The sequence below is a fragment of the Bradyrhizobium sp. JYMT SZCCT0180 genome (assembly GCF_018130165.1).
Taxonomy (GTDB): Bacteria; Pseudomonadota; Alphaproteobacteria; order Rhizobiales; family Xanthobacteraceae; genus Bradyrhizobium.
In genome coordinates this window covers 1-23,961 of sequence record NZ_JAFCLZ010000036.1, presented here as the reverse complement: position 1 = coordinate 23,961, position 23,961 = coordinate 1, and the positions used below count along the sequence as shown (strand labels likewise).

Annotated in this window: 20 protein-coding genes; 6 read left to right on the top strand and 14 right to left on the bottom strand. The window is 62.7% G+C overall.

Annotated elements, in window-relative coordinates; translation table 11 throughout:
* Positions 1-12 precede the first annotated feature (12 nt).
* On the top strand, positions 13-1,158 hold the full coding sequence (locus tag JQ641_RS35405; RefSeq protein ID WP_212001446.1) for an acyl-CoA dehydrogenase family protein: 1,146 nt from the start codon (positions 13-15) through the stop codon (positions 1,156-1,158).
* Between the two features lie 88 nt (positions 1,159-1,246).
* Here the strand turns inward: JQ641_RS35405 and JQ641_RS35400 are convergent, their stop codons facing one another.
* Complete coding sequence (locus JQ641_RS35400; protein WP_212001445.1) at positions 1,247-1,774, bottom strand: DUF2846 domain-containing protein; 528 nt, start codon at positions 1,772-1,774, stop codon at positions 1,247-1,249.
* Between the two features lie 145 nt (positions 1,775-1,919).
* On the opposite strand from JQ641_RS35400, the gene JQ641_RS35395 reads away from it, so the two are divergent.
* Complete coding sequence (locus JQ641_RS35395; protein WP_212001444.1) at positions 1,920-2,075, top strand: hypothetical protein; 156 nt, start codon at positions 1,920-1,922, stop codon at positions 2,073-2,075.
* A gap of 12 nt (positions 2,076-2,087) precedes the next feature.
* Here JQ641_RS35395 and dnaE read toward each other — a convergent pair whose 3' ends face one another.
* The 13 genes from dnaE to JQ641_RS35330 form a co-directional block, all read right to left on the bottom strand.
* Positions 2,088-5,594 (bottom strand): DNA polymerase III subunit alpha, encoded by a 3,507-nt coding sequence (gene dnaE, locus JQ641_RS35390; protein ID WP_212001443.1) that lies wholly within the window; start codon positions 5,592-5,594, stop codon positions 2,088-2,090.
* Between the two features lie 776 nt (positions 5,595-6,370).
* The gene (locus JQ641_RS35385; protein WP_212001441.1) at positions 6,371-6,625 is read right to left on the bottom strand and encodes a hypothetical protein; all 255 of its coding nucleotides are present in this window, start codon (positions 6,623-6,625) and stop codon (positions 6,371-6,373) included.
* A 256-nt stretch (positions 6,626-6,881) separates the two neighbouring features.
* Positions 6,882-7,046 carry a hypothetical protein gene (locus JQ641_RS35380; protein ID WP_349628679.1) on the bottom strand — a complete coding sequence of 55 codons (165 nt, stop codon included), beginning with the start codon at positions 7,044-7,046 and terminating at the stop codon, positions 6,882-6,884.
* Positions 7,047-7,292: 246 nt separating this feature from the next.
* On the bottom strand, positions 7,293-8,039 hold the full coding sequence (locus JQ641_RS35375) for an outer membrane protein (protein WP_212001439.1): 747 nt from the start codon (positions 8,037-8,039) through the stop codon (positions 7,293-7,295).
* A 347-nt stretch (positions 8,040-8,386) separates the two neighbouring features.
* Positions 8,387-9,100, bottom strand: a complete 714-nt coding sequence (locus JQ641_RS35370; protein WP_502755028.1) for an ABC transporter ATP-binding protein — start codon at positions 9,098-9,100, stop codon at positions 8,387-8,389.
* Positions 9,093-10,373, bottom strand: a complete 1,281-nt coding sequence (locus JQ641_RS35365) for a lipoprotein-releasing ABC transporter permease subunit (RefSeq protein ID WP_192733423.1) — start codon at positions 10,371-10,373, stop codon at positions 9,093-9,095. The genes JQ641_RS35370 and JQ641_RS35365 overlap by 8 nt, the downstream gene beginning before the upstream one ends.
* Positions 10,373-11,653, bottom strand: a complete 1,281-nt coding sequence (locus tag JQ641_RS35360; protein WP_212001436.1) for a lipoprotein-releasing ABC transporter permease subunit — start codon at positions 11,651-11,653, stop codon at positions 10,373-10,375. The genes JQ641_RS35365 and JQ641_RS35360 overlap by 1 nt, the downstream gene beginning before the upstream one ends.
* Positions 11,654-11,747: 94 nt before the next feature.
* Entirely contained in the window at positions 11,748-13,070 is a 1,323-nt protein-coding gene (gene proS, locus JQ641_RS35355) for a proline--tRNA ligase (protein ID WP_212001434.1), read from the bottom strand.
* 1,007 nt (positions 13,071-14,077) lie between these two features.
* The gene (locus JQ641_RS35350) at positions 14,078-15,637 is read right to left on the bottom strand and encodes a copper resistance CopC/CopD family protein (RefSeq protein ID WP_212001432.1); all 1,560 of its coding nucleotides are present in this window, start codon (positions 15,635-15,637) and stop codon (positions 14,078-14,080) included.
* 5 nt (positions 15,638-15,642) lie between these two features.
* A complete protein-coding gene (locus JQ641_RS35345; protein WP_212001430.1) occupies positions 15,643-16,269 on the bottom strand; it encodes a YcnI family protein in 627 nt (208 codons plus the stop codon).
* Positions 16,270-16,364: 95 nt separating this feature from the next.
* The gene (locus JQ641_RS35340; RefSeq protein ID WP_212001428.1) at positions 16,365-16,868 is read right to left on the bottom strand and encodes a copper chaperone PCu(A)C; all 504 of its coding nucleotides are present in this window, start codon (positions 16,866-16,868) and stop codon (positions 16,365-16,367) included.
* Between the two features lie 94 nt (positions 16,869-16,962).
* Positions 16,963-19,158 (bottom strand): TonB-dependent receptor family protein, encoded by a 2,196-nt coding sequence (locus JQ641_RS35335; RefSeq protein ID WP_212001426.1) that lies wholly within the window; start codon positions 19,156-19,158, stop codon positions 16,963-16,965.
* 93 nt (positions 19,159-19,251) lie between these two features.
* On the bottom strand, positions 19,252-19,626 hold the full coding sequence (locus tag JQ641_RS35330) for a DUF2946 domain-containing protein (RefSeq protein ID WP_212001423.1): 375 nt from the start codon (positions 19,624-19,626) through the stop codon (positions 19,252-19,254).
* A gap of 510 nt (positions 19,627-20,136) precedes the next feature.
* Between JQ641_RS35330 and JQ641_RS35325 the strand changes: the two genes are divergently transcribed.
* From JQ641_RS35325 to JQ641_RS35310, 4 genes are all read left to right on the top strand, one after another.
* On the top strand, positions 20,137-20,544 hold the full coding sequence (locus JQ641_RS35325; protein WP_212001421.1) for a globin: 408 nt from the start codon (positions 20,137-20,139) through the stop codon (positions 20,542-20,544).
* Positions 20,545-20,701: 157 nt separating this feature from the next.
* A complete protein-coding gene (locus JQ641_RS35320) occupies positions 20,702-21,721 on the top strand; it encodes a sugar ABC transporter substrate-binding protein (protein WP_212001420.1) in 1,020 nt (339 codons plus the stop codon).
* 6 nt (positions 21,722-21,727) lie between these two features.
* On the top strand, positions 21,728-23,230 hold the full coding sequence (locus JQ641_RS35315) for a sugar ABC transporter ATP-binding protein (protein ID WP_212001417.1): 1,503 nt from the start codon (positions 21,728-21,730) through the stop codon (positions 23,228-23,230).
* 12 nt (positions 23,231-23,242) lie between these two features.
* On the top strand, positions 23,243-23,961 hold a 719-nt coding region (locus tag JQ641_RS35310; RefSeq protein WP_212001416.1), incomplete at its 3' end, for an ABC transporter permease.

Below are 23,961 nucleotides of genomic sequence, written 5' to 3'. Positions count from 1 at the left end.
CGCGGGGATCCCATGCAATATCGTTCTTCCTGGATGACGGAGGATCTGGACGTCTTTCGCGATCAATTCCGCAAATTTCTCGCCAAGGACCTGGCGCCGCACGCCGAGACATGGCGCGATCAGAAGATGGTCGATCGCTCGGCCTGGCGGGCGCTGGGCGAGATGGGCGCCCTGCTGCCGAGCGTCCCGGAAGCCTATGGCGGGCTGGGCGCCAGCTTCGCCTATGAAGCTGCCGTGATCGAGGATCTCGAAACCGTGGTGCCGGAAGTGACGACCGGGTACTCGGTGCATAGCGCTATCGTCGCGCATTACATTTTGAACTACGGGACCGAGGAACAGAAGCGGCGCTGGTTGCCGAAGATGGCCAGCGGCGAGTTCGTCGGCGCCATCGCCATGACCGAACCCGGCACCGGCTCCGATTTGCAGGGCGTGCGCACGACGGCCCGAAAGCAAGGCAACAATTACGTCATCAACGGCCAGAAGACGTTCATTACCAACGGCCAGGCCGCCGACCTGATCATCGTGGTCGCGCGCACCGGCGAGCCCGGCGCCAAGGGAATCTCGCTGATCGTCCTGGAAGCCGAAGGCAATGACGGCTTCCGCCGCGGCCGCAACCTCGACAAGATCGGCCTGCACGCATCCGACACGTCCGAATTGTTCTTCGACAATGCGGTGGCGCCGCCGGAGAACCTGCTGGGCAGCGAGGAAGGCAACGGTTTCGTGCAGCTGATGCAGCAATTGCCGCAGGAGCGCCTCTCGCTGGCCGTCGGCGCCGTGGCGTCGATGGAGCGCGCGATCAAGCTGACCGCCGACTATACCAAGGAACGAAAAGCTTTCGGCAAGCCCATCATCGAATTCCAGAACACCGCGTTCAAGCTGGCCGAGCGCAAGACCGAGGCCATGATCGCGCGCGTGTTCGTCGACTGGTGCGTCGAACGCCTCGTCGCCGGTGAACTCGATACCGTGACTGCCTCGATGGCAAAATGGTGGACTTCGCAGAAGCAGGTGGAAACCGCGGACGAATGCCTGCAGCTCCACGGCGGCTACGGCTACATGGAGGAATATCCGATCGCGCGGATGTTCGTGGATGCGCGGATCCAGAAGATCTACGGCGGCACCAACGAGATCATGAAGCTGTTGATCGCGCGGTCGCTGTAACAGGAGAGGTCGCGACGATACCGGACTGCCACGGTCCGCGGCTCATCGCCCGGCTCCGAGCCGCTGCGGGCCTGGCTTCAGCTGGGGCTTAGTCCGCTAATTGTAGTTCGGCGAGCGTCGTTCTCGCCGTCGGCTCGTCCAGCGCAATAAGGTCGGCCGGTCCTGTATTGTCGCTGCCGGACGTTGCAACGGACGCAACCAGGGCCCCAGCCAATCCCGCAACCATGGTTGTGCCGGTTACCGCGTCATGCCTCGCGCTCGATTTTACCAGAAAGAAATAAGTGCGGCCGGACGCCGTGGTGAAATCTCGCCTGGACTCGCCGGGAAACATCACTTCGGTCGCAGTGAGTTGGTGTGGACCGGCCGGGAGATCGGCATAGGCGTAGGTTCCGACCACCACCTTGCCCATTGGACTGCCGTCCAGCTTCACATCGCAGGCGCAAAGGGACATGGACAGGCCGTCGCGCTTTCGTTGAAGCACCACTACCCGGGACAGTCCTGGTTTTGGCGGACCGATCTTCTGTGACATCGCCGCATAGTCTGTTCCGACTTTGGCGGTCATACAACCCGACAACAGCAACGCGCCCAAAAGCAGCGCAATTCCACGCCCCAACATAACGTCCCCAGCACTTGTCCCGGAAAAGGGCATAGCCGAAAACATCGTGAGGTTGCAATAGCTGTTGCTATGTCCTCCACGTAATCGGTAAACAGCGCAGCGACATCGAGATTTTGGCGATCGCGGCTAAATTGGAGGCCGACTCATGGTTCGCACAATTCGCAAGGCCGGTATGATGGAGGTTCCGTTCTCCGACCATCGGCTCGAGAACGATCCTCGATTTCTGAAGCGGATCGAGCGCGCCCGCAATAGCCTGCAGGCCGGACGCGGCGTCCGTCTCGATGACGTCGAATCGGAATAGCGCCCAACCCCGCTACAGCGTCTGGACGTCAACCACGCCGGACACCGCCTTGATCGCGCCGGCGATCTGCGGCGAGACCTTGAAGCGGCCGGGAAGCTTCATCTCGACCTCGGTTTCGAGGTCGAGCATGATCACCAGCGAGACGTCGCCATCGGCGCCGCCCAACGGTGCGGGCGCCGGTTTCGCCGGCAGACCCTTGAGCGCGCCGGGCACGACCGGCTCCGGCATGTTCAGCCGCCGCGCGATCGAATCCAGCGGCTTGGTGTCGCGCACGAAAATGCGAAGACCCTTTTGAGTTTTGGCCGCCGCGTCATCCAGCGGCTCGGCATGCAGCACCCTCGCCCGCACGTCCTCGCCCTGCAGTTCAGCGCCGAGTTGCAGCAGCACGGCTGCGCCCGGCTCCAGCACGTCGCGATATTGCGCGAGGCCTTCGGAGAACAGCACCGCTTCGAAATGGCCGGTCGGGTCGGACAGCCCCATGATGCCCATCTTGTTGCCGGTCTTGGTCCGCCGCTCCATGCGCGAGACGACCGTGGCCGCGACCTTGCCGGCGGTCGCGCCGGTTTTGACCGCGCGCGAGAATTCCGCCCAGGACTGCACGCGTAGCCGCTTCAGCACCGCAGCGTAATCGTCGAGCGGATGGCCGGACAGGAAGAAGCCGATGGCGTCGTATTCGCGCCGCAGCCGCTCGGCCGGCAACCACGGTTCGATCTGCGGCAGCATGATGGTCGGAGCATCCGCGGCGCCGCCGAACATGTCGTTCTGCCCGACCGTCGACGCCTCATGGCTCCGCTGGCAGGCGGCCAGAATAGCCTCGGCGCCGCCAAATACCCGCGCGCGGTTTGAATCGATCGTGTCGAAAGCGCCGGCGGCGGCCAGGCTTTCGATGACGCGCTTGTTGATCGCGCGCGGATTAACGCGCGCGGCGAAATCGGCAAGCGAGGTGAACAGCCCTTTGCGCCGTTCTTCCACGATCAGTTCGACAGCCTGCGGACCGACGCCCTTCAGCGCGGCCAGCGCATAATAGATGGTGTTTTCGCCAACCTCGAAGGTCGCAGCCGAGCGGTTGATATTGGGCGCCTCGACCTTGATGCCGAGCCGCTGCGCCTCAGCGCGAAACTCGCTGAGCTTGTCGGTGTTGTTGAGTTCGAGCGTCATCGACGCGGCAATGAACTCGACCGGATAATGCGCCTTCATGTAAGCGGTGTGGAAGGACACCAACGCATAGGCCGCCGCGTGGCTCTTGTTGAAGCCGTAGTCGGCGAACTTCGCCAGCAGTTCGAAGATCGTGTCCGCCTGCCCCTTCGGCACGCCGTTCTTGACCGAACCGGCCACGAAGATCGAGCGCTGCTTCTCCATTTCGGCACGGATCTTCTTGCCCATCGCCCGGCGCAGCAGGTCGGCGTCGCCGAGCGAATAGCCGGCCATCACCTGGGCGATCTGCATCACCTGTTCCTGGTAGATGATGACGCCGAAGGTCTCCTTCAGGATCGGCTCCAGGATCGGATGCAGATATTCCGGCTCCTCGTCGCCATGCTTGCGCGCGCAATAGGTCGGGATGTTAGCCATCGGGCCGGGGCGATAGAGCGCCACCAGCGCGATGATGTCCTCAAAGCGGTCGGGCCGCATATCGACCAGCGCGCGCCGCATGCCCTGGCTTTCCACCTGGAACACGCCGACCACATCGCCCTTCGCCAGCATCTGGTAGCTTGCGGCGTCTTCGATCGGCAGCGTTGCCAGATCAACGTGGATATCGCGCTGCCTGAGCAGTTTGACCGCGACGTCGAGCACGGTCAGCGTCTTCAGGCCGAGAAAGTCGAACTTCACGAGGCCGGCCGGCTCGACCCATTTCATGTTGAACTGGGTCACCGGCATGTCGGATTTGGGGTCGCGATAGAGCGGCACCAGTTCGCTCAAGGGGCGATCGCCGATCACGATGCCGGCGGCGTGCGTCGAAGCGTGCCGGGTCAGTCCTTCCAGGCGCTGCGCGATATCGAAGGCGCGCGCCACGACGGGATCTTCGTCGCGGAACGCCTGCAGTTTTGGTTCACTCTCGATCGCCGCGGCCAGCGTTACCGGGGCTGCGGGATTCTGCGGCACCAGTTTGGTCAGTTTGTCGACCTGCCCGTAAGGCATCTGCAGCACGCGGCCGACGTCGCGCAGCACGCCCCTCGCCTGCAGCGTACCGAAGGTGATGATTTGCGCCACCTGATCGCGGCCGTAGCGCTGCTGCACGTAGTCGATGACCTCGCCGCGGCGATCCTGACAGAAGTCGATGTCGAAGTCCGGCATCGAGACGCGTTCCGGATTGAGGAAGCGCTCGAACAGCAGGCCAAAGCGAAGCGGATCGAGGTCGGTGATGGTCAAGGCATAGGCCACCAGCGATCCCGCGCCCGAGCCGCGGCCCGGCCCGACCGGAATGTCGTTGTCCTTGGCCCATTTGATGAAGTCGGAAACGATGAGGAAGTAGCCCGCATAGTTCATGCGGTTGATGACGTCGATCTCGAACGCCAGCCGCTTCCGGTAATCCTCCTCCGAGGTGCCCTGCGACAAGCCATGCACCGAAAGGCGCCTGGCAAGCCCCTCCTCGGCCTGACGCTTCAGTTCGGCAGCCTCTTCGCCGACCGCATCGGATCCCGATCCCGCGCCAACCGTGAAGCGCGGCAAAATCGGCTTGCGCGTCATCGGCCGGAACGAACAGCGCTCGGCGATCTCGACGGTGGAAGCCAGGGCCTCCGGAATGTCGGCGAACAGGACCGCCATTTCGGCGCGGGTCTTGAAGCGGTGATCCGGCGTCAGCTGTTCGCGGTCGGTTTCGGCGATCAGGCGGCCGCCGGCGATGCACAGCAGCGCGTCGTGGGCTTCGTAGTCGTCAGTGCTTGCGAAATATGGCTCGTTGGTCGCGACCAGCGGCAGGCCCTTGGCATAGGCGAGATCGATCAGGCCCGATTCGACACGGCGCTCCTTGTCGATGCCGTGGCGCTGCAATTCGACATAGAGGCGGTCGCCGAACAGGCTGGTCAGCCGGTCGCAGCGGGTTGCCGCCAGCGCAGAATGATCGCCGAGCAGCGCCAGCGAGATCGGCCCCTCGGGGCCGCCGGTCAGCGCGATCAGGTCCTCCGAATAGCCTTCAAGCCATTCGAGCTTGATGTGCGGAGATTGATGAACCGGCGTCTCCTGGAACGCCCGCGAGTTCAGGTGCATCAGGCTGCGATAGCCGCGCTCGCGCGCCGCCAGCAGCACGATTCGCGCAGGCGCGGTGGCAAGCGCATTGCGCGCGTTGGGATCCTGGTCGCCGAAATCGACCGCGAGTTCCAGCCCAACGATCGGCTGGATGCCATAGCCCGCCATCTTGTCGGAGAATTCCAGCGCCCCGAACATGTTGTCGGTATCGGTCAGCGCCAGCGCCGGCTGGCGGTCAGCCTTGGCAAGCTCGCCGAGCTTGGCGATCTTGATCGAACCCTTCAGCAGCGAATAGGCCGAATGAACGTGGAGATGAACGAATCCGGCGTTGGACATGTCGCTTTGAGGGCTCTTGCATCGTGGCTGGGAGCGATCGTCAGGCTCTCCGGGAAACCTTCCCGGGCGCCGACTCGCCAACTCCAATGGTGATGCGTTGGGCTAGCGGAGTCCACGCGGAACGCTCAGCTTGTGCCCGCCATCCGGCTTTTCCCCAAGGGGCTGTCGAAGCCCGTTTTGGGGGTACGCCGGCCCCGATCCCGCCCCCACCTCAGAGCTGGGGAATCAGCTGCGCCCACACCGCGATCATCCCGACAAACAGCGTAATCGACGCCAGAGCAGCGGCTTCTTCCACAAACATCCTCAACATCGCAGGCACTCCCGATCCAAGAACATATGAGGAACATTGTTCCTTTTTTGTTCTAAGAGTCAAGCGCGTGCCTGGCGGGTCAATTTGAAGAACGACCCCTGTGGTTAATTCTGGGCCCCGGCCCCCGTCGCAAAGTCCATGATCGCTTGGCGAACTGGTTGGGGTCCCTAGGGCGTTTCGGGTGCCTTGCCGTTCCCGCCTTCCGTCCGAGGACGTTCAATAAGCTCGTAGGTGGGAACGTGGCCGCTATTCCACCACGACTCCAGCGCCGCCCCGCAGACCGTGCAGACCGCGTCACCTGTTTGCGGTACCAAGAACTTCTCTTCAGTACGTCTGTACTCGGCGCCGCAATTGCATTGAACAATCGTCGCCATGCCCCGAATATGCGCCCGGAACCGCGCGTTTTCCAGCCAGCAACCCTGCCACAATCAACCGATCGACTTGGCGACCGGTTGGGGTCGCGGTGTCAGATGAGACGCCGCATCAGCTTTTCGATGTAGTCATTCACGGCATCTGCAAAGTCGCACTGAGAGCCGGGCCCGGCCGCGTCTCCGTGAGCTTTCACCACCGACCGAACACTTTCCAGGGCGTCTCTTTGCTGGGGTGCGGGCGTCACGGCGACCAATTCGTCGATGGCATTTTCGGCCAGCGGAATGGTGCTCGTCTTAGCCTCCGCAATCAGCGGCGACAGCACGGAGGTACATTTGTGTACGTTTTCCATGCCCCAAATATGCGCCCGGCCCGGCGCGGTTGCCAGCCCTCAGGGAACGTTGCTTGTCACTGGCACGACATCCCCGCCTCCATCGGCCCCCAGAAGCCGCATTCCGTGGTGGGGTGATGCGGACCGCGCGCGTGAAGGCGGCCGTTGAAAATCAGCAAAGCTGCGGCGGCGAGCAGGACGGCTGAAACGATAATCGGGAATCTTATTTTCATGTCCCGACTATGCCTTCGGGAGATCATCAATTCCAGCCCGCGGGCTACGCCGTCTTTCGTCCAAACACCGGCTGCGTTCGCTTGACCGGCTTCCAGCCGAAATAATCATGGGTACCGGACCAGGCGTGGACTTCGGTCTGGCAGACCATGCATTCGAATTTGCCCGAATGCTTGTGCTGATGCTGCTCCCTCGTTGCGGAGTAATCCATCCCGCAACCGGGGCAGGTAAATTCTTCTGTGGTCCAGATGCTGCTTGCCATTGCGCAACTATGCGCCGGCGGCGAGGCGATTCAAGTCCGCGAAGTTCCTGTAGTTAAGGGCGCGATAAACGGACTCGCGCTCTCGCGTTAACAAAAACTTCCGCAATGTCGAACCGGTGGGCCCAACAAAAAAGCCCCGGGTGACGCCCGGGGCTTCAATGGTCTCGCTAGCGAGTAGCGAAATCAGTACTCAGATCAGTACTTCGCGATGATCGGGCCGCCGAACTTGTAGTTCAGGCGAGCGGTCACGAGATCGACGTCCTGGCTGACGCGATCGGTGCCGAAGAACACGCCAGCCGGCGTGGTGAAGGTGTAGGTCCGGTCCTGCAGGAAGATGTGGTTGTACTCGACGCCAATCGACCAGTTCGGGGCGAAGCCGTATTCGAGGCCAGCACCGACCGTGCCACCCCAGCGGGTGTCGTCGCCGGTGGACGCAGCAAGCGCGCCAGCAACGGTGTTGATGTGGTTACGGTTCGAGGTCACAGCAGCACCGCCCTTGACGTAGAGCAGGACGTTGTTGACGGCATAGCCGACCTGGCCGGTGAACAGGCCGAACGCGTCGATCTTCGAGTGGTTGACGAAGCCGGGGAACAGCAGGCTGGTGTTCGAGCCCTTGAAGTCAGCCCAGTTGCCCTGCGCTTCCAAACCGAACACCCAGGTGCCGGCCTGCCAGCGATAGCCAACCTGACCACCGACCGTGCCGCCGGATGCGTCATGCGAACCCTCGGGGCCAACCAGCACGTTGGGAGCAACCGCGGTCCAATCATTGCGGCTCCAGCCGCCGCCACCGTTGACGCCGATGTAGAAACCACTCCAGTCATACACAGCGGCGATCATCGGCGGCGCCTTGGTGTAAGGACGCGCAGCGAGATCAGCAGCCACTGCCGGCGCAGCCGCGCCGAGCGCGATCAGACTGGCCGTTACAAGCAAAACCTTCTTCATCTTTTTTAATTCCCGTTCCAGTTGGTACAGCCCCCAAGGCCGTGGCAGCGTCATACCATTGTTCGTTTGAATTACTGTAACTTGGCTGCAACAGCGCACGCGAAACGTCTTCAGTGAAAATGTAAGTTAATATTGTGTAACAGGCACTTTTCGAAACATTGTGTGCACGTTCGCCGCAGAAAACTCACAATGGAACCTCGCAGCGGTATCGGCGTGTGAGATTGTGTTGAAGAGATGGCGGGCGTGCGCGGCTAAAGTTGTTCAACGATCCGTGATCGAACCGACGAATGCGCTCCGAGCTCGACGCGATTCGAATGCGCGGAGCGATTCCAATTCTGAAGCTGTCGTCATTCCAGCTCGACGACCTGACCGTCCACCAGCGACACCCGCCGGTCCATGCGACCGGCCAATTCCATGTTGTGGGTTGCGATCAGCATCGCGACCCGCGTCGCCTTTACGAGCTGCATCAGGGCGTTGAAGACGTGATCGGCGGTGTGCGGATCGAGGTTGCCGGTCGGCTCGTCCGCCAGCAGCACCCGCGGCGCATTGGCGACCGCGCGCGCGATCGCGACGCGCTGCTGCTCGCCGCCGGACAGTTCGGCCGGGCGATGGGTGATGCGTTCGCCAAGACCGAGATAGGCCAGGATCTCCGTTGCCCGCTTGATCGTCTCGTTGCGCTTGAGACCACGGATCATCTGCGGAAGCATGACGTTTTCGAGCGCGGTGAATTCCGGCAGCAGCCGGTGCTGCTGGTAGACGAAGCCGATGTCGGAACGCCTGATGTGGGTGCGGTCGATGTCTGACAATTGCGAGGTCGGCACTCCCCCGACATAGACCTCGCCGTCATCGGGGCTTTCGAGCAGGCCCGCGATATGCAGCAGCGTCGACTTGCCCGAGCCCGACGGCGCCACCAGCGCCACCGACTGCCCGGCCCACAGCGCGAGCTTGGCGCCGTTGAGAATGGTCAGCGTCGCCTCGCCCTGCGTGTACTGGCGTTTTATCTCGTGGAGATAGACCACCGGTGTATCTTCCGCGCCCTCGGCCATTTTGCCCTCACTCATACCGGAGCGCGTCCACGGGATCGAGGCGCGCCGCGCGCCAGGACGGATAGAGCGTGGCCAGGAACGACAGCGTCAGCGCCATGATCACGACGGCAGAGGTCTCGCGGAAGGCGATTTCGGCCGGAAGCTTCGAGAGGAAATAGATCTCTCGCGGAAATATGTCGGTGTTGGTGAGCCACGACAGGAATATCTGGATCGATTCGATGTTGAGACAAATCAGCATGCCGACGAAAAAGCCGGTCAGCGTGCCGAACACGCCGATCGCGGCCCCCGTGATCAGGAATATCCGCATGATCGAGCCCCGCGAGGCACCCATGGTGCGCAGGATCGCAATGTCCTGGCCCTTGTCCTTGACCAGCATGATCAGGCCGGAGACGATGTTGAGCGCCGCGACCAGCACGATCATGGTCAGGATCAGGAACGTCACGTTGCGTTGGACCAGCAGCGCATTGAAGAAGGTCGAGTTGCGCTGCCGCCAGTCGACCAGGAACACCGGCCGCCCGGCCGCCTCCGTCACCAGCCTGCGGAAAACGTCGATCTTGTCCGGATCGGAGGTGAAAACCTCGATCGCGGAGACGTCATCCTTGCGGTTGAAATAGACCTGCGATTCCGGCAGCGGCATGAATACGAAGCCCGAGTCATATTCCGACATGCCGACCTCGAACACCGCGGCGACCTTGTAGGGCTTGATGCGCGGCGTGGTGCCCATCGCCGTCACGGCCCCCTTCGGGGCAACCAAGGTGATGCTGTCGCCGGCACGCAACGACAGCGTATCGGCGAGCCGGCGCCCGATGGCAACGCCCTGCCCCTCGTCGAATCCTTCCAGCGTGCCCTGCTTGATGTTCCTGGCGACCGAGGTGAGGTTGTTCAGGTCAGCGGCGCGCATGCCGCGCACCACCACGCCCGAGGCGTTGAAGGCCGACGACGCCAGCGCCTGGCCGTCAACCACCGGCGCGGCCAGCCGGACGCCCTGAATCATGCTGATCCGCTCGGCGACATCCTTCCAGTCCGTCAGCGGCGATTCCAGCGGCTGAATCAAGAGGTGTCCGTTGAGGCCGAGGATCTTGTCCAGCAGTTCCTTGCGAAAGCCGTTCAACACGGCCATCACGACGATCAGCGTCGCAACGCCGAGCATGATGCCGAGGAACGAGAAACCGGCGATGACGGAGATGAAGCCTTCCTTGCGGCGCGCCCGCAGGTAACGTCCCGACAACAGCCATTCGAACTGCGAAAACGGCGGGGTACGAACTGTCTCGTTCATGGTCTCACCCATCACTCGTACCGGAGTGCGTCGACGGGATCGAGGCGCGCCGCGCGCCAGGATGGATAGAGCGTGGCCAGGAACGACAGCGTCAGCGCCATGATCACCACCGCGGTGGTCTCGCCGAAATCGATCTCGGCGGGCAGCTTGGACAGGAAGTAGAGTTCCGGCGAGAACAGCTCGGTATTGGTCATCCACGACAGGAATTGCCGGATCGATTCGATGTTCAGGCAAACCAGCATGCCGACGAAAAAGCCGGTCAGCGTGCCGACCACGCCGATCGCAGCGCCCGTGATCAGGAATATCCGCATGATCGAGCCCTGCGAGGCGCCCATGGTACGCAGGATCGCAATGTCCTGGCCCTTGTCCTTGACCAGCATGATCAGGCCGGAGACGATGTTGAGCGCCGCGACCAACACGATCATGGTCAGGATCAGGAACATCACGTTGCGTTCGACCTGCAACGCGTTGAAGAAGGTCGAGTTGCGCTGCCGCCAGTCGACCAGGAACACCGGCCGCCCGGCCGCTTCGGTCACCAGTTTGCGGAAAGCGTCGATCCTGTCCGGGTTGGAGGTGAACACCTCGATCGCGGTGACGTCGTCCTTGCGGTTGAAATAGGCCTGCGACTCCGGCAGCGGCATGAACACGAAGCTCGAATCATATTCCGACATGCCGATCTCGAACACCGCGGCGACCTTGTAGGCCTTGATGCGCGGTGTGGTGCCCATCGGGGTCACGGCCCCCTTCGGCGCAACCAATGTGATGCTGTCGCCGGCATGCAACGACAGCGTATCGGCGAGCCGACGACCGATGGCAACGCCCTGCCCCTCGTCAAAACCTTCCAGCGTGCCCTGCTTGATGTTCTTGGCGACCGAGGTGAGGTTGGTCAGGTCCGCGGAACGTATGCCCCGCACCAGCACGCCCGAGGCGTTGAAGTAGGAGGACGCCAGGGCCTGGCCGTCCACGACAGGCGCGGCCAGCCGGATGCCCTGAACCTGGTTGATCCGCTCGGCGACATCCTTCCAGTCGGTCAACGGCGATTCCAGCGGCTGAATCAAGAGATGTCCATTGAGGCCGAGGATCTTGTCCAGCAGTTCCTTGCGAAAGCCGTTCATCACGGCCATCACGATGATCAGCGTCGCGACGCCGAGCATGATGCCGAGGAACGAAAAACCGGCGATGACAGAGATGAAGCCTTCCTTACGACGCGCCCGCAGATAACGTCCCGACAACAGCCATTCGAACTGCGAAAACGGCGGGGTTCGGACTGTCTCGTTCATGGTCTCATCCATCTTTCGATAATCCCATGATTCGGGGCCAAATGTGGCCGAGAATGGCCAAGAATACCCGCCCCCCGTGGATAATCTTTATCCCGCGATCGTCCGCTTATCGTCCAACTATCCTGGCGACCGCTTCCGCCGGGCTGAGATTCTCGCGCGAGCCGTCGCTGCGCCGCTTGATCTCGAGCTTGCCCTCGGCGAGGCCCTTGGGGCCGACCAGAATCTGCCAGGGGATACCGATCAGGTCGGCGGCGGCGAACTTCGCCCCTGCGCGCTGATCGGTGTCGTCATAGAGGACATCGACGCCCTTGGCCTCGAGCTCGCGATATAGCGCCTCGCAGGCGGCATCGACGGCCGCATCACCCTGCTTCAGGTTCAGGATCACGGCGGTGAACGGGGCCACCGCCTCAGGCCATTTGATGCCGGCATCGTCATGGCAGGCCTCGATGATGGCGCCGACCAGGCGCGACACGCCGACGCCGTAGGAGCCGCCATGGATCGGCACGTCGACGCCGTCGGCGCCCGCAACCATCGCCTTCATGGCGTCCGAATATTTGGTGCCGAAGTAGAAGATCTGGCCGACCTCGATGCCCCTGGTGTGCACCTTGTTCTCGGCAGGCACTTCGCTGTCGAAGCGCGCGGCATCGTGCACGTCCTCGGTCGCGGCATAGACCGAGGTCCATTGCTTGATGATCGGGGTCAGATCGCCGTCATAATCGACGTCGTCGCCCGGGATCGGCAGGTTGAGCACGTCGCTGTCGCAATAGACGCCGGACTCGCCGGTCTCGGCCAGCACGATGAATTCGTGGCTGAGATCGCCGCCGATCGGGCCGGTCTCCGCGCGCATCGGGATCGCCTTCAACCCCATCCGCGCGAAGGTGCGCAGGTAAGCGACGAACATCCGGTTATAGGAGCGACGCGCCGCCGCCTCGTCGATGTCGAACGTATAGGCATCCTTCATCAGGAATTCACGGCCACGCATCACGCCGAAACGCGGACGCTGCTCGTCGCGGAACTTCCACTGGATGTGGTAGAGATTGAGCGGCAGGCTCTTGTAGGACTTGACGTAGGCGCGGAAGATCTCGGTGATCATTTCCTCGTTGGTGGGCCCGTACAGCAGTTCGCGCTTGTGGCGGTCGCTGATGCGCAGCATTTCCGGGCCATAGGCGTCGTAGCGGCCGCTCTCGCGCCAGAGATCGGCGAGCTGCAGCGTCGGCATCAGCAGTTCCAGGGCGCCTGCGCGGTCCTGCTCCTCGCGGACGATCTGCTCGATCTTCTTCAGCACCCGAAAACCCAGCGGCAGCCAGGCGTAAATGCCCGCCGCTTCCTGCCGCATCATGCCCGCGCGCAGCATCAGGCGGTGCGAGACGATCTCCGCCTCTTTCGGATTCTCTTTCAGGATGGGCAGAAAAAACCGCGACAATCGCATGGGTCAACTCAGGGAATCAGGGGGACGAAAGGAAGAATGGCAGTGAAACCGGATCGGCTACGAAAATACAAGGCCGGAACACCTTAAAAAGCCGCAAGATGCGCGGATTTCCGGCCGTTTTGATCACCCGATCTTGAGCCCATAATTGCGGCGCGATCAGGTCCGGGTTGGTCCCACCAGCTCCGTCCGCGTCATTGCGAGCGCAGCGAAGCAATCCATCGGGCCGCCCTGCCGAGACATGGATTGCTTCGCTTCGCTCGCAATGACGGGGATAGTGCGGCCCCACACGACGCAGTCATCACCCGCGAAAGCGGGTGATCCAGTACGCCGCGGCTTCTCGGTTCAATCATTGATGTCTCTGGGATACTGGGTCACCCGCCCCCCGTGCGCAATTGCGCACTCGGGCGGGTGACGACAACTGAATATGCGGCCGCATTCTCGCGGCACGATGCGCCCGAGGTTTGCAGGTATTCTTCCGCCCCCGAAATTCAGAGGGCGCAGGGAATGCCGGATGCGCGCTGCACCCGCGGTCTCGTGTGCGAATAGTGCAAAGAAAGCTGCACACGAGCATACAGGGCAGCGGAGAGCATCCGACATTCCCTGCGCAATGGCTTTACGGCTTATGGCGTGCTCTCCCCGGTGAGACGGTCTCTATTGCCACCGTCGTCCCCCGGAAGCTTTAGCTCCCTTAAGGACTTGACGCCGTTACGGGTGCCAGGACCACACGCTTTCGCCGTACGCTTCAGCCGCGACCGTCAATCGCAACATCGGCGTCCACCGCGACCCGCCCCTCGTTGTGACGATGGCCAACGCCCCTCTTGATAGGACGGGATGGGTGAGAATGTGCCGGTGATTTGGGGTCGAAGGAAAGGGAAACATTTTTGATTTACAGAAATTTTGGACTTGACATGATTTCCGTAAAACAGAATTGATTTGCCCGTCGGGTTGTTTTGTCGCATGCTGGCCACAAGATTGCGCTTGCGCGCGAGGCGAAGCAGCACACCCTGTCACCGCACGTCGAAGTCTCCTTCCAGCGTGACCTTCTCGAAATCGGTCACCAGCGCGTCGATCCGCATGTGCCAACGGCCGGCGAGCGGCAACGGCACGCCGCGCACGTGCCAGGACCCATCCGGCCCGCGCGTCGCTTGACGTTCGAATGGTTCGATACCGCGCTCCGGCAGGCTCAGCGTCAGGGTTGCCTCCTTGGCCGATAGCGCGCCGAAGTCGCCGGTCAGCAATTGCAGGACGAAATCATCCGAACCCACCTTGCCCGGCGAAATCGACACCTGAGCCATCGCGCTCTCGGTGTGGATATGGATCGCCAGCGGCGCCTGCGCGGCGGCCGCCAGCACACGCGGCGGCGGCGTGAAGCGCCAGGTCGCGACCACGGCGAGGATGCCCACCGCCACGACGCATTCGATCAGGATCGAGCCGATCAATGGCCGCGTTTTCTCCGGATCGGCCGCCACGGCCGGTGTCAGGCGGTACCGGTTCAGCGCGGCGAGCCCGAGCAGGATCGCGACCAGTATCAATTTGACCAGCAGGATAATGCCGTATCGGGTCTCGATCAGCGCGCCAACGCTTTCCAGCTGGATGATCGCCAGACCCAATCCGCTCAACACCAGAAGCCCGACGACCGGCACGGCCAGGCGCGAGAACCGTTGCAGCACCGGCACCACAGCTCCCGTCGATTGGTGCGCCAGCACCACGAGGGGCGCGAGTGCGCCGACCCAAAAGGCGATGGCCACGCCATGGACGAACATTGCGGGCGCCGTCAGCGATTTCGGTGACGCCGTTGCGGCGTGCCCGCTGGTTGCCAGCGACAGCCCGACGCCCGCCATCGCGAGAACAGTCAATACTCTGGCGGTCATCCCGGTCGGGCTGCGCCGCGCGAACCAGGCGATGACCATCGACGCGATCGCAATCAGCAGCGACGGTCCGAGGCTGGTTCCGAGCGCGCTGCTCCATGGCGCTGATGTCGCCAGCCCGCCGAGCGGTCGATCGAGCAAGTCGAGACCCTGCAGACCAAGTGAGGCGACGGCGCTCGCGACGCCGACGGCAAGCGCCCCCGTGATCACGCGCGCTCCGCCCTGCCCGATCCATACGGCAAAGAATGCGCCGCCGACGCCTGCGAACAAGCCGACATAAACCCCGATGCGGGCCAGCCAGATCAGTACCGTAACCGGGCCGCCATTCGACTTGGCTGCGCTGGCCGTCACAACGCCGATCGAAAACACCACCGATCCCCCAACGGGATGTCCGTCCTGGGAAACCACGCGATAGCTGACGACCTGCGTCCCGCGCGGCAGATCGTCAGGCAACACGATCACGACGGACTGGTCGACCGCACGAACGGTGACGGCGCGCGTCTTGCCCCCAGCATCGATCAGGTTGACGACAGCGGGCGTGACGCTTTCGTTGAACTGCAACTGCACGGTCTTTGGCGCCTCGGCCACGACGCTGCCATCGGCAGGTTCGGCAGCCATCAGCGACGCATGCGCAGACGCATCAGTTGCAAGACAGAGCGCCACCAGCAGTGCCGCGACGGCTGCGATGGCGCGTAGCATCGAACTTACGGCTTCGAAATCAGCTTGAGGCCCGGCGCCGGCGAGCTGCTGTCATGACTATGCGACCCCGCCCCGGCCTTCGGAATATCGATCCAGCGGCTTACCCCCTTCTCGCATTCCTGCACCACCGGAAAATACAGCGTGGTGTTCGGCTTCAGGCCGCCGGTGAGAAAGGTTGCCATGACGAATTCGTCGTAATTGTCGTCCGCGAGCTTGCCGCCGCTCCAGGACACTTCCTTGACGCCTTCGGAGAATTTGTTGCCGTGATATTCGTATTCGGTCGCGTATTTTCCCCTTGTCGTCTCGAGGGTCCAGCCGGCCTTCGGCATCGGCTTGACGCTGATCACGCCTTCGGGGATTTGCACCCGGATTTTGACGGTGGCCGATCCAGCACAACCATGCGGCACGGCAAACACCGCCTTGTAATAGCTGCCGACGGCCGCCTCGCGCTTCTCGAGCGTGACGTGCGCGTTGGCGGAAGACGCCGCGCAAAGTGCAGCGACAGCGACGAGTAGACCTAGAGCCTTTTCCGTTCCGTTTGAATCGGAACGGGGCTCTAGATTCTTGATTTGACGCGTTTTCTTGACTCGAACCGGTATCCACTTCGCTCGAAAACGCTCTACCTTCGACATTTTTGGCCTCAAATGTTCATGCTGGATTGAATCGGACGCCCGCCGCATCAGGCGCGAACAGCCTGGCTCTGAATGGCGAACGCTTTCCATCGCCATTACTTCTTCATGCCGGAATGACCCGAATGATCATGCGCGGGCGCCTGGGCGCCGACGCCCTGCACGTCGAGCGACAGCGTCACCTTGCCCGCTTTTTCGAACTCAAGCGTGACCGGCACCTTGTCGCCCTGCTTGAGCGGGCCCTTGAGATCCATCAGCATCAAATGATAGCCGCCCGGCGCGAGTTTTACGGTCTTGCCGGGTTCAATGGCGAGCCCCTTGTCGAGCGAGCGCATCGTCATCACGCCATTGTTCATGGCCATCTCGTGGACCTCGATCTTGCCGGAGATATCGGCTGCGCCCTTGATCAGCCGATCCGGCGCCCGCCCCTTGTTCTCGATGGTGAGGTATCCGCCCGCGATCTTGGCACCGCCCGGTGTGGCGCGGCTCCAGGCTTGCGTGATCACGAGATCGCCGGCCTTGACCTCCTGCGCGTGCAAGGGAGCGGTGAATAGCGCGGCCACGAAAGCGACGCAGGCAACGGTACGGGAGAGAGAGTTCATCGGATTTTCCTTGGTTTTCTTTTTGCGGTTCGCGCCCGCAAACGGCGTCTCGAATCCTCCCGGCGCAACGTGCCGCGCCGGGAGTCGCAATCAATCACCACCGCGCTTTTACGCCCGCGTACACGGCACGGCCAGTACCGGGCTCGAATAGCGGCAGGTTCGGATTGGCCCTGTCGATGATGCTGGCGGAACTGATGTAGGCCTTGTTGGCGATGTTTCGAGCCTCGATATACATCGAATAGGTACCGCCATTGTCGACGCCCGCCTTCAACCCGACGATCGCATAGGCCGACGTCTTCAGGGTATTGGCGCTGTCCACATAGTAGGATTGCGGTACCCATTCGACGTTGGGGCCGACATAGATTCCCGTCGGATGCTTGTAGAGCAGTTCGGCCCGCAGGTAATGACGCGGCGCGCCGGGCAACTGGTTGTTTCCGAAGACGGGATCGTTGTCGAAGCGGAAATCATTGAAGGTGTAGGCAAGGTTCACCCAGACCTTGTCCGGCGCGCTGCCCGGGACGAACAGCCCCTTGACGATAGCTGCGCCCAGGCCGGCTTCAATTCCCTGATGATAGGTCCGATTGGCGTTGGTCACGTTGCAATTGCCGAACGCGCTGTAGAGGCACAGCAGTTCGTCCTTGATGTCGGCGCGATAGCCGGTCAGTTCCCAGGTCAAATCGGGACGCCGGCCGCGGGTGCCGATTTCATAGGTGGTCGCCCGTTGCGGCCGGATGCTGGTGAACGGGATGACCGCGACGCCCGGTACATTCGCGCTTTCGCCGAAGCTCGGCACTTCGGCGCTGCGCGAGATGTTGGCATAGGCCTGCCAGGTCGGATCGATGTCCCACAGCAGGCCGGCCTTGGGGCTCCACAGGTTGAATTCTGTTCGTCCCGATTGATTTCCATCGCTCAAGAAACGGTCGCGACGGTCGCGCGTGGCGTACAGGAACTGCGTACCGGCGACGGCCGCCACGTTCGGCAGGAAGTAAAACGAGTCCTGGACATAGACCGAGGTGTTTTGCGATTTGTCGACCGATGAGGACAGCAGCGCTCCCTTCTGTCCGGCGATATTGGCAAATTGCTGGTTGTCGATGCTGCCGTTGATGACATTGACGCCGGCCACGAGAACATTTCGGAAGCCGCCGATGTTGCGGTCATCGGTGACGCGGGCAAAGCCGCCGTAATCCTTGTAGCGATAGTCCAGCCACTGGAAGATCGGATGCATCAAATGGCGGTCGACGCCGAACACGCCGAAATCAACGACGGTGTCCTCGAACCGGATCGTCGTCTTGTTCGCCAGCCGCACCGTATCGATATTGCGCTGCTGATCCAGCAGGACGTTGTTCGGCGCCGCCGTCTCGGGCGACGTGAGCGCCGACTGCTTGGTAACCGTGCCGGGAATGCGCTGCCGGACCTGATTGGCGTTCACGTAGAAGCGCGTCTCGAAATCGGGCGAGAACTGGTAGCCCACATTGCCGCTGACGCGCGTCGCACTGCCGTTGCTGTGATCGCGAAACCCGTCCGCCGCCTGGGTCGATGCGGTCACGAAACCGTCCCAGGGCCCGTTGGCGCCGCCCGCGTTTGCCTGCAGCCGGCGAAACCCGAAAGCACCGCCATCGACACTTACGCCGTTCACGAACGGGTCGCGACCGCTGGGCGTGACGAAATTGATGGCCCCGCCCAGGGAATTCGCGCCAAACCGCAAGGCGTTGCCGCCTTTGAACACTTCAACATATTTGTAAGCGGTCGGATCGATTTCCTGGAAATCGCCGTAGCCGTCAGCCGTATTAATCGGGATCCCGTCCATGTAGAGCTGGACGCCGCGCAGATGGAAGTTGCGCGACAGACCGGAACCGCGGATCGAGAGCCTGGAATCGTCGCCCCATTTGGGCTGCGCGAAGACGCCGGGGACGTAATCGAGAACATCCTTGATCGTATTGGCGACGGTCGAATTCCTGTACGCCTCGGCCGGAACGAGCGCGACGCCGCCCGGTGTCTGTTGAATCTCGCGGATCGCCTGTTGCACGGTGAGAACCGTCAGCGCCGGTCCCCTCGCCGGTTCGCTGGCAACCGGCGGCGCAACCGGGGCCGGATTGCGAACACGAGACGGCCGCGCCGTGCGCGCCGCACTGCGCTGCGGGGCACGGACCGAAGTTGTCCGCTGCGGCGTTGGGGCATCCACGGTGACCGGCGGAAGCGAACTTTGCGTATTGGTTTGAGCACCCGCCGGAACGGATGCAAAGACGGCGGCGCAAGCAAGCGCGCCCGTGGGCAAGTGATAGCGAAACATGTGGTATTCCTGACACCGGCTCTAGCGGCCGGTTAATGAACTGCACCGATCAGCGCAGCCGAGGCCGCACCGATCGTTCGGATGTTCGAAAGGTCAGGAAAGAGAGGGTGGCGCGCGCGCTTGCGCGTGCGAGCCGGCGCGGGAACTGAAGCGGTCCGTTGTGAATTCGACCCAGACCACGCGCGCGTGCTGGCGTTCGAAGATGACGGCATCGGCGGTTTGCGGCACATCGACCGGCGCACCGGTGTGGAGCACGCTGCAGACCGAGCAGCAGCCGTCGTGCGCGCGGTGTCCGGTCTGGTCGCTCTGGCCGGTGGAGGCATCTGCATTGCCGTGACAGATCACGGCCGCGGCGATCGGATCGGAGGCCGCGATGCTGGCCGCCCAGCACGCGCCGATCGGTGCGAAAATCTGCACCATCAGGGCGATCAGGACTATTGGTAGGAAATTTTTCAGCCGCGCGCGCATCGCAAACCCATCCGGATCAGGAACTAATCACCGAGAGAGTCCGAAGTCGAGATCGGGTTTCCGGTTTATCCGCCTTTGTTGCGCAAATAACCCGGCTTTTCAGATGCGTTCCAGCCGATTGAGCGGCAATTTCGGCCCTCCGCGCCCGCGACCCGGTGCGGGTACTGACCCTCCGCCACAAGGAATAGTGGTGGAATTCCAATCATTTCGCAGATTGCTAGAATTTTGAACAATCGTTGCTGAAAATGGTGACAAGCGGAAAAAGATAGTCTACATGTGCTGGCTCAGGCTGGCCGAAAGGTTGAAGTCTGGTGGTCCAAGTCTCGGGAGGAGCCCTGACGCGCACAAGCAGCGTCGCCTCGTCAATCAAGATCAAACCCAAATTTTCGAGGTAAAAGGGTCGACACAATTTTTGAGCAGGGCTCCGTGCCCTGCTCTTTTTTTTGTGGTCGTATTTTCTGCGATCATCTTCCTGAATCGTTCGAAGAACCTCCAGATCGCGTACGCCCGATGAACGCGTCCTCCAATCCAATAGAACGAAGCTTTGAGATCGCCGCCGAGCGCTGCGCGGACCTGACACCATTGGTGTATGCGCGCCTGCACAGCGAACATCCCGAAACGCGCACGATGTTCCGGACCGAGGGCAGCGAGCTGGTCAAGGGCTCGATGCTGGCGCTGACGATCGATGCGATCCTGGATTTCGCAGGTCCCCGCTCCGGCCACTTCCGCATGATCGAGTGCGAGATTTCCTCGCACGACGCCTACGGCACGCCACGCGACCTGTTCATTGCATTCTTCGGTGTGATCGCCGGGACCCTGCGCGAAATCCTCGATCAGGACTGGTCGCCTGAGATCGATGCTGCATGGCGGAAATTGCTCGACGAGATCGAGCAGCTGGTCTTGCAGCGCACAAGCTAGGCCGGCTTCCGCTCGACCTGCTCGATCGAGTCTGCACCCTCAGCGATGACGTGATCAGCGAACGGGTGGCGCGTGCGCGGCGAGTGTGAGACACTGCCGGCATCCGCGGTGCGTGCAACGCCCTCGGTCATAAAAAGTGAAAGCGAGGGAGCAAGCAATGTCAGGGACGGATAAATCCTCTACGACCAGGCGTGATCTTCTTCAGTCGGCGGCGTTCGCCGGCGCAGCGGCCGCGATGTTCGGCGGCTTGGGCGTGAGCCCGGCGCTCGCGCAGGCCGCACGTTCCGAGAAACCGCTGAAGGCCGCGTTCTCCAACGCCGGCCTGCAGGCCACCTGGTGCGCACAGGGCAAGCAGGCCGCGGAATGGTGGGGCAAGCTGTTCAACGTCGAGGTCACCTGGTTCGACGGACAGCTCGACGCCGTCAAGCAGCGCGCCGCGATCGACAACATGGCGTCGCAGAAATGGGATTTCGTCGCCATCCAGGCGTTCGGGATCGGCACCCTGACCCAGCCGGTGCAGAAGATGATCAGCGCCGGCACCCCGGTCATCGACATGGACACGCTGATCGCGCCGCTCGACCAGATCAACGTCCACTCCTTCCTCGCCCCCGACAATGAATTCATGGGCGCCTCGGTGACGCAGGCGCTCTGCAATGCCATGGGCGGCAAGGGCAAGATCATCATGACCCAGGGCGCGCTCGGCCACACCGGCGCGCAAGGCCGCGCCAAGGGATTCAACACGGTCGTCAAGCAATTCCCGAACATCGAGGTGCTCGATACCCAGCCCGCCGATTGGGACGTCACGAAGGCCGCGCGTCTGTGGGAGACCTATCTGACAAAATACCCGCAGATCGACGCCGCCTTCTTCCACAATGACGACATGGCGCTCGCCGCCTACAACATCATGAAGGCGCGCAACCGCACCAACATCCTGATCGGCGGCGTCGACGCCATGCCGCCGGCGATCCAGGCCGTCAGCGAAGGCCGGATGTTCGCGACCGTCCGCAATCCCTCGTGCCGCATCCATGGCGGCGCCATCGTCGCCGGTGTCGCCGCGGTGACCGGGGGCGAGAAGAGCGGCCAGGGCATTCCGAAGCACGTGATAACGGACGGCCCGGTCGTGACCAAGGCCAACGCGGCGGGCATGCAGTGGATGGAGAATCATTTCCTGATCTGAAGTCTGATGATTCCGCAACGCTCACCCATCCTCGAACTGCGAGGCATCACCAAGGCCTTCGGCGGCGTCGAGGCGCTTCGCGGTGTCGACTTTGCGCTGTTCGCCGGCGAGATCCATGGTCTCGTCGGCGAAAACGGCGCGGGAAAAAGCACGCTGATGAAGATCATCGCCGGCGTGCATGCGGAATTCTCCGGCCGTTTTGCACTGGACGGGAAGGACACCCGTTTCCGTTCGACCCGCGATGCGCACGCGGCCGGCATCGCCATGGTCCATCAGGAGCTGAGCGTCGCCCCTGACCTGTCGGTGGCCGAAAACGTCTTTCTCGGCACCCAGCCGACCAACCGCTTCGGCCTCGTGCAGTGGCGGCGCATGGCGCGCGAGGCCGGCGAGCAGCTCGCCAAATTCGGCATCGACGTCGATCCAATGTCGCGGCTGGGCGATCTGCCGATCGGCATGCAGCAGCTGATCGAGATCGCCCGCGTCCTGTTCTCGGGCGCCCGCATCGTCATTCTCGACGAACCGACCTCCGCCCTCTCGCCGCCCGAGGTCGAGCGCCTGTTCGCGACGCTGCGGCGGCTGCGCGACGAGGGTTGCGCCATCGTCTTCATCTCGCATTTCATCGAGGACATCTTGCGCGTCTCCGATACGGTGACCGTCTTCCGCAACGGGCGGAAAGTCGCCGAGACGGAATCCGCCGCGACCAGCAAGGCCGCGCTGATCGAGGCCATGATCGGCAAGGGCAGCGAGGCGCTCGGCGAGACCTACACCGACGACATCATGCTGCCGCCGCCAACCGATCGTCCGGCGGTGCTGAAAGCAGACGAGCTCACGCTCGCCCGCAGCCTGCAGGACGTCTCGTTCGAGGCCCGCGGCGGCGAAGTTTTGGGCATCTACGGCTTCATGGGCTGCGGGCAGCTCGAGCTGGCGCGGATTCTGTTTGGCAAGATCAAGCCCGACCGCGGCACGCTGATCGTGGGCGGCGAGCCCAAGACCTTCGCCAGCACCGCGGCGGCGCGGCGCGCCGGCGTCGCCTTCGTCCCCGAGAGCCGCCGCGCCATGCTGTTCCACCAGGAGCCGGTCTACAAGAACATCTCGATCAGCGTGCTGGGCCGGATTTCGGCGCTGCTTCTCAAGCCTGCGCGCGAGCGGTCGATCGCCACCCGCCAGGTCGAGCAGTTGCAGATCAGGCCCGCCGCCGTCGAACTCGAACTCGGCATGCTGTCCGGCGGCAACCAGCAGAAGGTGGCGCTGGCGAAATGGCTGAGCTATCCGCCGCGCCTTTTGGTGCTGTGCGAACCGACACGCGGCATGGACGTCGGCGCCAAGAACGACGTCATCAACATCATCAAGGATCTGCGCGCCAAGGGACTGGCCGTGATCGTGCTTTCGACCGAACCGGAGACGGTGCTGTCGCTGGCCGACCGCATCATCGTCCTCAAGCGCGGCGTAGTCGTGCGCGAATTCACTCACGAGATGGTCAGCAAGGACCGTCTGCTGCAAGCGGCTTGAGGAGAACTTTGAATGGCGAGCAGTGAAAGCGCGACAGTCCCGGCGGATCGCAAGCGGCCGCGGAGCATCGGCAGGTTCCTGCGTTCGCAGATGCGCAACATCGCGCCGTTCCTGACGCTGATCTGCCTGACCGGGTTTTTTGCCGCCGCCAGCCCGTCGTTTGCGACGCTCGACAATTTCGGCAACATCCTGACCCAGGTGTCGGTGACCGGCATCATCGCCGTCGGCCTCACCTTCGTGATCCTGTGCGCCGAGATCGACCTGTCGATCGCCAGCATCGCCAACGTGACCGGCATCGCGGTCGCCTATTTCACGCTGCAGGAATCCTATGTGAACATCGCCAATGTCCCGATGCCCGGCTGGGCGGCGGTCATGCTGGCGCTCGCGCTATGCGCCCTGCTCGGCGTCGTCAATGCGTTCGGGCTCACCGTGATCGGCATACCCTCCTTCATCATGACCCTGGCCATGATGCAGATCGCCGCGGGCATTTCCGCGCTGCTGGTGCGCGGCCAGATCGCCTACAAGGTGCCCGACGTGATCACGACGCTCGGATCGGGATCGATCGGCGGCGTCCCATGCATCGTGATCGTGGCCGCGCTGATGCTGCTCGCCGGCCATCTGGTGCTGACCTACACCCGCTTCGGCCGCTACGTTTACATGGTCGGCGGCAACCGCGAGGCGGCGGAATATTCCGGGCTCAACGTCAAGCTCATCCTCGGCAGCGTGATGGT

Excerpts from the sequence above, each read along its gene's own strand:
- JQ641_RS35345 (WP_212001430.1), bottom strand. The coding sequence starts at position 16,269 with ATGTCGAAGGTAGAGCGTTTTCGAGCGAAGTGGATACCGGTTCGAGTC.
- JQ641_RS35340 (WP_212001428.1), bottom strand. The coding sequence starts at position 16,868 with ATGAACTCTCTCTCCCGTACCGTTGCCTGCGTCGCTTTCGTGGCCGCG.
- JQ641_RS35370 (WP_502755028.1), bottom strand. The coding sequence starts at position 9,100 with ATGAGTGAGGGCAAAATGGCCGAGGGCGCGGAAGATACACCGGTGGTC.
- JQ641_RS35365 (WP_192733423.1), bottom strand. The coding sequence starts at position 10,373 with ATGGGTGAGACCATGAACGAGACAGTTCGTACCCCGCCGTTTTCGCAG.
- JQ641_RS35385 (WP_212001441.1), bottom strand. The coding sequence starts at position 6,625 with ATGGAAAACGTACACAAATGTACCTCCGTGCTGTCGCCGCTGATTGCG.
- JQ641_RS35350 (WP_212001432.1), bottom strand. The coding sequence starts at position 15,637 with ATGCTACGCGCCATCGCAGCCGTCGCGGCACTGCTGGTGGCGCTCTGT.
- JQ641_RS35380 (WP_349628679.1), bottom strand. The coding sequence starts at position 7,046 with ATGGATTACTCCGCAACGAGGGAGCAGCATCAGCACAAGCATTCGGGC.
- dnaE (WP_212001443.1), bottom strand. The coding sequence starts at position 5,594 with ATGTCCAACGCCGGATTCGTTCATCTCCACGTTCATTCGGCCTATTCG.
- JQ641_RS35335 (WP_212001426.1), bottom strand. The coding sequence starts at position 19,158 with ATGTTTCGCTATCACTTGCCCACGGGCGCGCTTGCTTGCGCCGCCGTC.
- proS (WP_212001434.1), bottom strand. The coding sequence starts at position 13,070 with ATGCGATTGTCGCGGTTTTTTCTGCCCATCCTGAAAGAGAATCCGAAA.
- JQ641_RS35360 (WP_212001436.1), bottom strand. The coding sequence starts at position 11,653 with ATGGATGAGACCATGAACGAGACAGTCCGAACCCCGCCGTTTTCGCAG.
- JQ641_RS35320 (WP_212001420.1), top strand. The coding sequence starts at position 20,702 with ATGTCAGGGACGGATAAATCCTCTACGACCAGGCGTGATCTTCTTCAG.
- JQ641_RS35325 (WP_212001421.1), top strand. The coding sequence starts at position 20,137 with ATGAACGCGTCCTCCAATCCAATAGAACGAAGCTTTGAGATCGCCGCC.
- JQ641_RS35400 (WP_212001445.1), bottom strand. The coding sequence starts at position 1,774 with ATGTTGGGGCGTGGAATTGCGCTGCTTTTGGGCGCGTTGCTGTTGTCG.
- JQ641_RS35405 (WP_212001446.1), top strand. The coding sequence starts at position 13 with ATGCAATATCGTTCTTCCTGGATGACGGAGGATCTGGACGTCTTTCGC.
- JQ641_RS35395 (WP_212001444.1), top strand. The coding sequence starts at position 1,920 with ATGGTTCGCACAATTCGCAAGGCCGGTATGATGGAGGTTCCGTTCTCC.
- JQ641_RS35375 (WP_212001439.1), bottom strand. The coding sequence starts at position 8,039 with ATGAAGAAGGTTTTGCTTGTAACGGCCAGTCTGATCGCGCTCGGCGCG.
- JQ641_RS35315 (WP_212001417.1), top strand. The coding sequence starts at position 21,728 with ATGATTCCGCAACGCTCACCCATCCTCGAACTGCGAGGCATCACCAAG.
- JQ641_RS35330 (WP_212001423.1), bottom strand. The coding sequence starts at position 19,626 with ATGCGCGCGCGGCTGAAAAATTTCCTACCAATAGTCCTGATCGCCCTG.